This window comes from Actinomadura bangladeshensis, assembly GCF_004348335.1.
Classification (GTDB): domain Bacteria; phylum Actinomycetota; class Actinomycetes; order Streptosporangiales; family Streptosporangiaceae; genus Spirillospora; species Spirillospora bangladeshensis.
Window position 1 is genome coordinate 1 of record NZ_SMJW01000345.1, and the last position, 7,008, is coordinate 7,008.

At 69.4% G+C, this 7,008-nt stretch carries 10 protein-coding genes and 1 pseudogene; 2 read left to right on the forward strand and 9 right to left on the reverse strand.

The annotated features are described in order from the left end of the window. Nucleotides 1-546, forward strand: a pseudogene (locus tag E1284_RS42130) (hypothetical protein); the annotation flags it as partial. An 81-nt stretch (nucleotides 547-627) separates the two neighbouring features. Here E1284_RS42130 and truA read toward each other — a convergent pair. The 8 genes from truA to infA all read right to left on the reverse strand — a co-directional run bounded on the left by truA (nucleotide 628) and on the right by infA (nucleotide 5,605). Next, nucleotides 628-1,506 (reverse strand): tRNA pseudouridine(38-40) synthase TruA, encoded by an 879-nt coding sequence (truA, locus tag E1284_RS36995; RefSeq protein ID WP_207924172.1) that lies wholly within the window; start codon nucleotides 1,504-1,506, stop codon nucleotides 628-630. 281 nt (nucleotides 1,507-1,787) lie between these two features. Next, a complete protein-coding gene (gene rplQ / locus E1284_RS37000) occupies nucleotides 1,788-2,321 on the reverse strand; it encodes a 50S ribosomal protein L17 (protein ID WP_131944805.1) in 534 nt (177 codons plus the stop codon). A gap of 96 nt (nucleotides 2,322-2,417) precedes the next feature. After that, nucleotides 2,418-3,431 carry a DNA-directed RNA polymerase subunit alpha gene (locus E1284_RS37005; protein ID WP_131944806.1) on the reverse strand — a complete coding sequence of 338 codons (1,014 nt, stop codon included), beginning with the start codon at nucleotides 3,429-3,431 and terminating at the stop codon, nucleotides 2,418-2,420. A 107-nt stretch (nucleotides 3,432-3,538) separates the two neighbouring features. Then, nucleotides 3,539-4,165: a 30S ribosomal protein S4 gene (rpsD, locus tag E1284_RS37010; protein ID WP_131944807.1), complete on the reverse strand. Its 627-nt coding sequence runs from the start codon at nucleotides 4,163-4,165 to the stop codon at nucleotides 3,539-3,541. Between the two features lie 20 nt (nucleotides 4,166-4,185). Further along, nucleotides 4,186-4,587 carry a 30S ribosomal protein S11 gene (gene rpsK / locus E1284_RS37015; RefSeq protein WP_021596710.1) on the reverse strand — a complete coding sequence of 134 codons (402 nt, stop codon included), beginning with the start codon at nucleotides 4,585-4,587 and terminating at the stop codon, nucleotides 4,186-4,188. Between the two features lie 48 nt (nucleotides 4,588-4,635). Beyond that, the gene (rpsM, locus tag E1284_RS37020) at nucleotides 4,636-5,016 is read right to left on the reverse strand and encodes a 30S ribosomal protein S13 (RefSeq protein ID WP_067629442.1); all 381 of its coding nucleotides are present in this window, start codon (nucleotides 5,014-5,016) and stop codon (nucleotides 4,636-4,638) included. Between the two features lie 188 nt (nucleotides 5,017-5,204). Beyond that, nucleotides 5,205-5,318 (reverse strand): 50S ribosomal protein L36, encoded by a 114-nt coding sequence (gene rpmJ, locus E1284_RS37025; RefSeq protein WP_021596712.1) that lies wholly within the window; start codon nucleotides 5,316-5,318, stop codon nucleotides 5,205-5,207. Nucleotides 5,319-5,383: 65 nt separating this feature from the next. Beyond that, nucleotides 5,384-5,605 (reverse strand): translation initiation factor IF-1, encoded by a 222-nt coding sequence (gene infA / locus E1284_RS37030; protein ID WP_067629441.1) that lies wholly within the window; start codon nucleotides 5,603-5,605, stop codon nucleotides 5,384-5,386. Between the two features lie 260 nt (nucleotides 5,606-5,865). On the opposite strand from infA, the gene E1284_RS37035 reads away from it, so the two are divergent. Continuing rightward, entirely contained in the window at nucleotides 5,866-6,423 is a 558-nt protein-coding gene (locus tag E1284_RS37035) for a hypothetical protein (protein ID WP_131944808.1), read from the forward strand. A 15-nt stretch (nucleotides 6,424-6,438) separates the two neighbouring features. On the opposite strand, the gene E1284_RS37040 is transcribed toward E1284_RS37035, so the two are convergent. Next, nucleotides 6,439-6,846, reverse strand: a complete 408-nt coding sequence (locus E1284_RS37040; protein WP_131944809.1) for a GNAT family N-acetyltransferase — start codon at nucleotides 6,844-6,846, stop codon at nucleotides 6,439-6,441. Nucleotides 6,847-7,008: the final 162 nt, after the last annotated feature.

A 7,008-nucleotide genomic window follows, 5' to 3' on the forward strand; every position in this document is an offset into this window, starting at 1 on the left:
ACCGCGGCCCCCACCGCGGCCGTCCCCGTGAACATCGCCGACGAGAAGACCGACCCGAAGGACCTCGCCTTCCGCGACGTGTTCCCCGCGAAGGAGATCAAACTCGGCGGGCGGACCTACCTTCGCGACCGGTGGTCCCTCAACCGCGACCTCAAGTACGCGGCCAGGGGCGCGATGCTCACCACGCTGGAACGCGAGCAGTGCCGCAAGATCATCCGGGCGACGTTCATCGACCGGGAGAGCGGTCTCGCCGTCACCTCCGGGATCGCGGTGATGCCGACGAAGGCGGCCGCGACGACGGTGAGCAAGGCCGGCGACCCCGCCAGGTACGAGTGGTTCCGCGGCATGGCGGGCAAGCGCTCCCCGGACATCGACCGCGCCGGCGGCTACGCGGCGGCGACCGTCCGCGGCCGGTACGTGGCCTACGCGTACGTGCAGTGGGCGAACGGCAAGAAGGCCGAGCCGGGCGATCCGCTGATCAAGCAGGCCGCGCAGCAGTTCCTCGACTACGACCTCCGTCCGATCGAGGCCCGCACCCGCAACTGAGCCGGCCCCCATCCGGGGGACGCACGCAATGGCCGCGGGACCCCACCGGGTTCCGCGGCCATGTGGCGTCCAGACCCGGACCTACGCGGTCCCCTGCTGGGACGAGGCGGCCTGCTGGTCGGCGACGGCGGTCGCGTTCAGGGTCCGGACGCGCCGGGTCTCCTGCGCGCGCTTGGCCAGGCTGTCGTCGTCGGGGTAGCGGATCTCCTCCAGCGACAGACCGTGCGCGGGCGCGACGTTCACGCCGGAGTCGCGGACGCGGGCGGCGAGCACCTCGGCGGGCCACTCCACCTCGCGCCGCCCGTCCCCCACCATCAGCAGGGCACCGACGAGCGCCCGCACCATCGAGTGGCAGAACGCGTCGGCCGCCACGGTCGCGAGCGCCAGATGCGGGTCGCGGTCGTCGCGGGCCCACTCGTAGCGCAGCAGCTCCCGGATCGTCGTCGCGCCCTCCCGCTTGCGGCAGTACGCGGCGAAGTCGTTCTCGCCGACCAGCAGCCGCGCGGCCTCGTTCATGCGGGCCAGGTTCAGCGGACGCGGATGCCAGAGCACGTCATGGCGCCGCAGCGGGTCGACCCCGACGGGGTTGTCGCACACCCGGTACACGTAACGGCGCGACAGCGCGGAGAACCGGGCGTCGAACCCCTCGGGCGCGATCGACACGCGCCACACCCGCACGTCCGGCGGCAGCAGCCCGGCGAGGCGGCGCGGCATCGTCCCGTTGATCGCCGAGTACGCAGCGACGGGCACCACCAGGTGCGCGACCTGGCCGCGTGCGTGCACGCCCGCGTCGGTGCGGCCGGCGACGGTGAGCATGGGCGGGGGGTCGAGGCGCAGCATCCGCGCCAGGGCGTCCTCGATGACGCCCTGGACGGTCCGCTGGTTCGGCTGTCTCGCCCAGCCCGCGAAGTCCGACCCGTCGTAACCGATATCGAGCCGGAGTCGTACCAGAGCGGTCATGTCAGCCGAATTGTCCTTCTGCAACGTGCCTGTTCCGTTCTCCTGCGCGTACGCGCCGCTGCTCCCCTGGGCTGACCATAAGTCCAGTCTGGCAAAGATGAGGCCCGCCGTCCCGTAGCAGGACGGCGGGCCTCATTTTGTCGACCGAAACTGTGGACGAAATAGCCAAGGGAGTGAATCAACCCCGCGTGGGCGGGGAGCACAGTTCGATCACCGCCATCGGGGCGTTGTCGCCCGGACCACCCCCGCGTCCGCGGGGAGCACCCTTAGCTACCGAAAGTTTACTTAGCGTCGGCCTCGTTGTCCTCGACTTCCGTAGCCTCGGCCTTCGCGTCCTCGGCCTTGGGGGCCTCGGGCTCGTCGACGTCGGCGGCGGCCTTGCTGAGGGTGACGTCGCCCTCGGCGGGCAGCTCGGCCTCGCTCACCTTCGGCGCCTTGCCGCCGGTCGCGGCCGCCATCGGCTCCGTGACCAGCTCGATCACGGCCATGGGGGCAGCATCCCCCTTGCGGGGGCCGATCTTGGTGATGCGGGTGTAGCCGCCCGGACGGGTCTCGAAGCTCGGCGCGATCTCGGTGAAGAGCGCGTGCACGACGCTCTTGTCGCGGATCGTGCGCGCCACGAGGCGGCGGTTGTGCAGGTCGCCCTTCTTCGCCTTCGTGATCAGCTTCTCCGCGAGCGGACGCACCCGCCGGGCCTTGGCCTCGGTCGTGGTGATGCGGCCGTGCTCGAACAGCGCCGTCGCCAGGTTCGCCAGGATCAGCTTCTGGTGCGCGGCGCTCCCGCCGAGGCGGGCGCCCTTCGTGGGCTGAGGCATCGTGCTTCCTTCCTGCACCGGCCGTGTCAGGTACCGGTGTCAGCTGGTTCCGGTACGGCCGGGGGACCGTGCCCCCCGGCCGTCCGGAATCGGGTTCTAGTACTGCTCGGTCTCGGCGTAGCTCGTGTCGTCGTCGCCGTAGTTGTCGGCCGCCGCGCTCGGGTCGAACCCGGGCGGGGAGTCCTTCAGCGAGAGGCCCATGTCGTTGAGCTTCTGCTTGACCTCTTCTATGGACTTGGCGCCGAAGTTGCGGATGTCGAGCAGGTCCTGCTCGGAGCGGGCGACGAGCTCGCCCACCGAGTGGATGCCCTCGCGCTTCAGGCAGTTGTAGGAGCGGACCGTGAGGTTCAGCTCCTCGATCGGCAGGGCCAGGTCCGCGGCGAGCGCGGCGTCCGTCGGGGACGGGCCCATGTCGATGCCCTCGGCCTCGACGTTGAGCTCCCGGGCCAGCCCGAACAGCTCGACGAGGGTCTTGCCGGCGGACGCGACCGCGTCGCGCGGCAGCATCGCCTGCTTGGTCTCCACGTCCAGGATGAGGCGGTCGAAGTCGGTGCGCTGCTCGACTCGGGTCGCCTCGACCTTGTAGGTGACCTTCAGCACGGGCGAGTAGATGGAGTCGATCGGGATCCGGCCGATCTCCTGGCCCGGCTGCTTGTTCTGCGCGGCGGAGACGTAGCCGCGGCCGCGCTCGACCGTCAGCTCCATCTCCAGCTTGGCCTTGTTGTTCAGCGTGGCGATGTGGAGGTCCGGGTTGTGGACCTCGACGCCCGCCGGCGGCGCGATGTCGGCCGCGGTCACCTCGCCCGGGCCCTGCTTGCGCAGGTACATGACCACGGGCTCGTCGTGCTCGGAGGAGACGACGAGCTCCTTGAGGTTCAGGATGATGTCGGTGACATCCTCCTTGACCCCGGGCACGGTGGAGAACTCGTGCAGGACGCCCTCGATGCGGATGCTGGTGACGGCCGCACCGGGAATCGAGGAGAGCAGGGTACGACGCAGCGAGTTGCCGATCGTGTAGCCGAAGCCCGGCTCCAGCGGCTCGATGGTGAACCGCGACCGGTACTCGTCGACCTGCTCTTCGGTGAGAGTGGGACGCTGAGCGATGAGCATGGTGGTGCCTTCTTTCCGCGGTGCCCGCTATTTGACGACCGCGTTCTGGAGTGTTCCCCGTCCTGCCGGGATCCCACGCGGGGACCCCGGCCGGACGGCGTGAGCCGCTACTTGGAGTAGAGCTCGACGATCAGCTGCTCCTGGACGGGAGCTTCGATCTGCTGCCGGACGGGCAGCGAGTGCACGAGGATGCGCATCTTCTCGCCGTCGACCCCGAGCCACGCGGGAACCGGGCGCTCGCCGATCTCGGCCTTGGCGACTTGGAACGGCGTCGACTCCAGCGACTTGGGCTTGACGTCGATGATGTCGGCCTCGTTCACCAGCGCCGACGGGATGTTGACCTTCTTCCCGTTGACGCGGATGTGGCCGTGCCGGATGAGCTGGCGCGCCATGTCGCGGGACTTGGCGAAGCCGCCCCGGTAGACGACGTTGTCGAGCCGGCGCTCCAGGAGGGCGAGCAGGTTGTCACCCGTCTTGCCCTGCTGGCGGTTGGCCTCGACGTAGTAGTTGTGGAACTGCCGCTCCAGCACGCCGTAGATGCGACGCGCCTTCTGCTTCTCGCGGAGCTGCAGCAGGTACTCGGTCTCCTTCGGCCGACCGCGACCGTGCTCACCCGGCGGGTAGGGACGGATCTCGATCGGGCACTTCGGGCCCATGCACTTGCTGCCCTTGAGGAACAGCTTCATCTTCTCGCGGCGGCAGAGCTTGCAGTCCGCACCGGTGTAACGAGCCATTGTTCTAGATCTCCCCTGCCTCAGACCCGGCGACGCTTGGGCGGGCGGCAGCCGTTGTGCGGAACGGGCGTGACGTCCTGGATCGAGCCCACCTCGAGGCCGGTCGCCTGCAGCGACCGGATGGCGGTCTCGCGGCCCGAGCCCGGGCCCTTCACGAAGACGTCGACCTTGCGCATGCCGTGCTCCATCGCGCGCCGGGCGGCGGCCTCGGCGGCCTGCTGCGCGGCGAACGGGGTGGACTTGCGCGAGCCCTTGAACCCGACGTGGCCCGAGGAGGCCCAGGAGATCACGTTCCCGTTGGGGTCGGTGATCGAGACGATCGTGTTGTTGAACGTGCTCTTGATGTGGGCGTGCCCGTGAGCGACGTTCTTCTTCTCCTTGCGGCGCACCTTCTTGGCGCCGACACGGCTCTTAGGAGGCATGTGCTCTCTCTACTCTTGAGGTCATCGATCCGGAGGACCGACTCCGGACTACTTCTTGCCGGCCTTCTTCTTGCCGGCCACGGTCTTCTTCTTGCCCTTGCGGGTGCGCGCGTTGGTCTGCGTGCGCTGACCGTGGACCGGAAGCCCGCGGCGGTGCCGGATGCCCTGGTAGCACCCGATCTCGATCTTGCGGCGGATGTCCGCCTGGACCTCGCGGCGAAGGTCACCCTCGATCTTGTAGTTCGCCTCGATCCAGTCGCGGAGCTTGATCAGCTCGTCGTCGCCGAGCTGGTGCACCCGCATGTCGCCGCTGACGCCGGTACCCGCGAGGGTCTCCAGCGCCCGCGTCCGGCCGATGCCGAAGATGTAGGTGAGAGCGACCTCCAAGCGCTTTTCGCGCGGGAGGTCGACGCCGAGGAGGCGTGCCATGTGGGCAGTTCCCTTCATAGTGCGGAGGTATGGACGCACCGCGTCCGCACACACCCTGCCCGGGTGGCGGCCCCGGCCTCCGACGATCCGAGGGTGGTCCTCCACACGACGCTGCCGTACGACCCGATCAAGGGATTCGTACGGCCACGTGTGCGGAGGCTGCGATGCGCTTGTCTGGTTGGTGAGCGTCAGCCCTGACGCTGCTTGTGGCGCGGGTCGGAGCAGATGACCATGACCCGGCCGTGCCGGCGGATGACGCGGCACTTGTTGCAGATCTTCTTGACGCTCGGCTTGACCTTCACTGGGTCTCCTAGAGATAAGGGTCACCCCCGCGCCGCCACGCACGGGGAAGGCAACCCCAGTGGGATTACTTGTAGCGGTAGACGATCCGACCGCGCGTGAGGTCGTAGGGGCTCAGCTCCACAACGACGCGGTCGTCCGGCAGGATCCGGATGTAGTGCATCCGCATCTTGCCGCTGATGTGGGCGAGCACCTTGTGCCCGTTCTCGAGCTCCACCCGGAACATGGCGTTCGGGAGGGACTCGATGACGGTGCCCTCGATCTCGATGGCCCCTTCTTTCTTGGGCATGTCCTCCGCGCTTCGCTGATCGGCTCATTGGACGCGGCCCGGCTCTCCGGAGGAGAATCGACCGCAACCCACCACGACGCGGCTGCGTCGGAAACGGGGAATCAGGCGGTCGGCGACGGACCGACACGGGAGTCTACGTCAACCGGACGCGCAATGCGAAATCGGTGGACGCCACGGGTCCGGAGACTGCTCCCGACACAAGCATACATCGCCTGCGCGTTGTACCTTTCCAGGAGTAGAGACGTCAGAGGAGGGTCAGCATGCCGAGCTATGACTTCGCGCTGATCCTCAGCCGTCCCCTCTACGAGGACGAGCTCGACCCGCTGTTCGACCGCACCCACGGCGCGGTCACCGTGTCGATCGTCAGCGAGCCCCAGCACGCCGACCGCCCCGGGAACGCGTCCTGCTCATGGACAGGGCCCACGCTCGCCGCCGCGATCATGGACGTGGTGGGGCACGTCGAGGAGAGCGCGCCCGGTCTGCACGTCCTGCAGGTCGAGGCCGACCCGCTGCTGACCATCCGCGACATCGCCGAACGGGTCGGCCGCTCACTCGACTCCGTCCGGCACGCGATCACCGGCGCGCGCGGCGCGACCGGCTTCCCGTCCTCGGAGATGTCCACCGCCGGTCACCGGCTGTGGCGCTGGTCGAAGGTGGCCGCCTTCTACGGGCTGGACGACCCGCAGCTCGTCGAGGCGAAGCCGACCGTCCAGGCGATCAACGGCTGGCTCGCCCTCCGCGACGTCGTCCCCGACGTCGCCCCGGCCCCCGAAGAGGTCACCTCGGCCCTCTCCCTGGTCATCCCGCACGTCGCCTGAGCGGCGCTGAGGCGGTCACCAGCCGGACGGGCACCAGGTCGGGTTCGGTTCCACGTTCGCGAACCAGACGGACGGGATGACGCGGCCGTCCGAGAGGCGGTGCGTGTCCGGGCCGAGCGTGGGATCGAGACCCGCGCGCCACAGCGAGTGGACGCTCGCCAGGTTCTCCGGCTCGGCCCCCGCGCACACCTCACCGAAGTGCAGGTGCCGGTGCGCCAGCGCGAGGCCCGCGGTGAACAGCTCGGCGCCGAGCCCGCGGCCGCGGTAGGCGGGGGCGAGGTGGCCGCCCATCTTGCCGGTGGCGGCGATGCGGCGCAGGTCCGACCAGGTCGCGGTGCGGAACACCAGCCCGGGGGTACGGATCACGTGCCGGCCGCCGGCGCAGCCACGGACGGCTCCGGACGCGCGCTGCCGCATCTCCATGCGCTTCCCTCCGCCGAGTCCGCCATGATCCGCCGCCGAGCAAGGTAGCGGGCGGGGGGTGAGGCACGGAAGAGGCCCGCATGTCGTTATCCACGCAGTGGAGTCGACAGCCGGGCGGGCGAACGCGAAGATCGTCGGGGGGACGCGGCCGGGGTGGCCGGC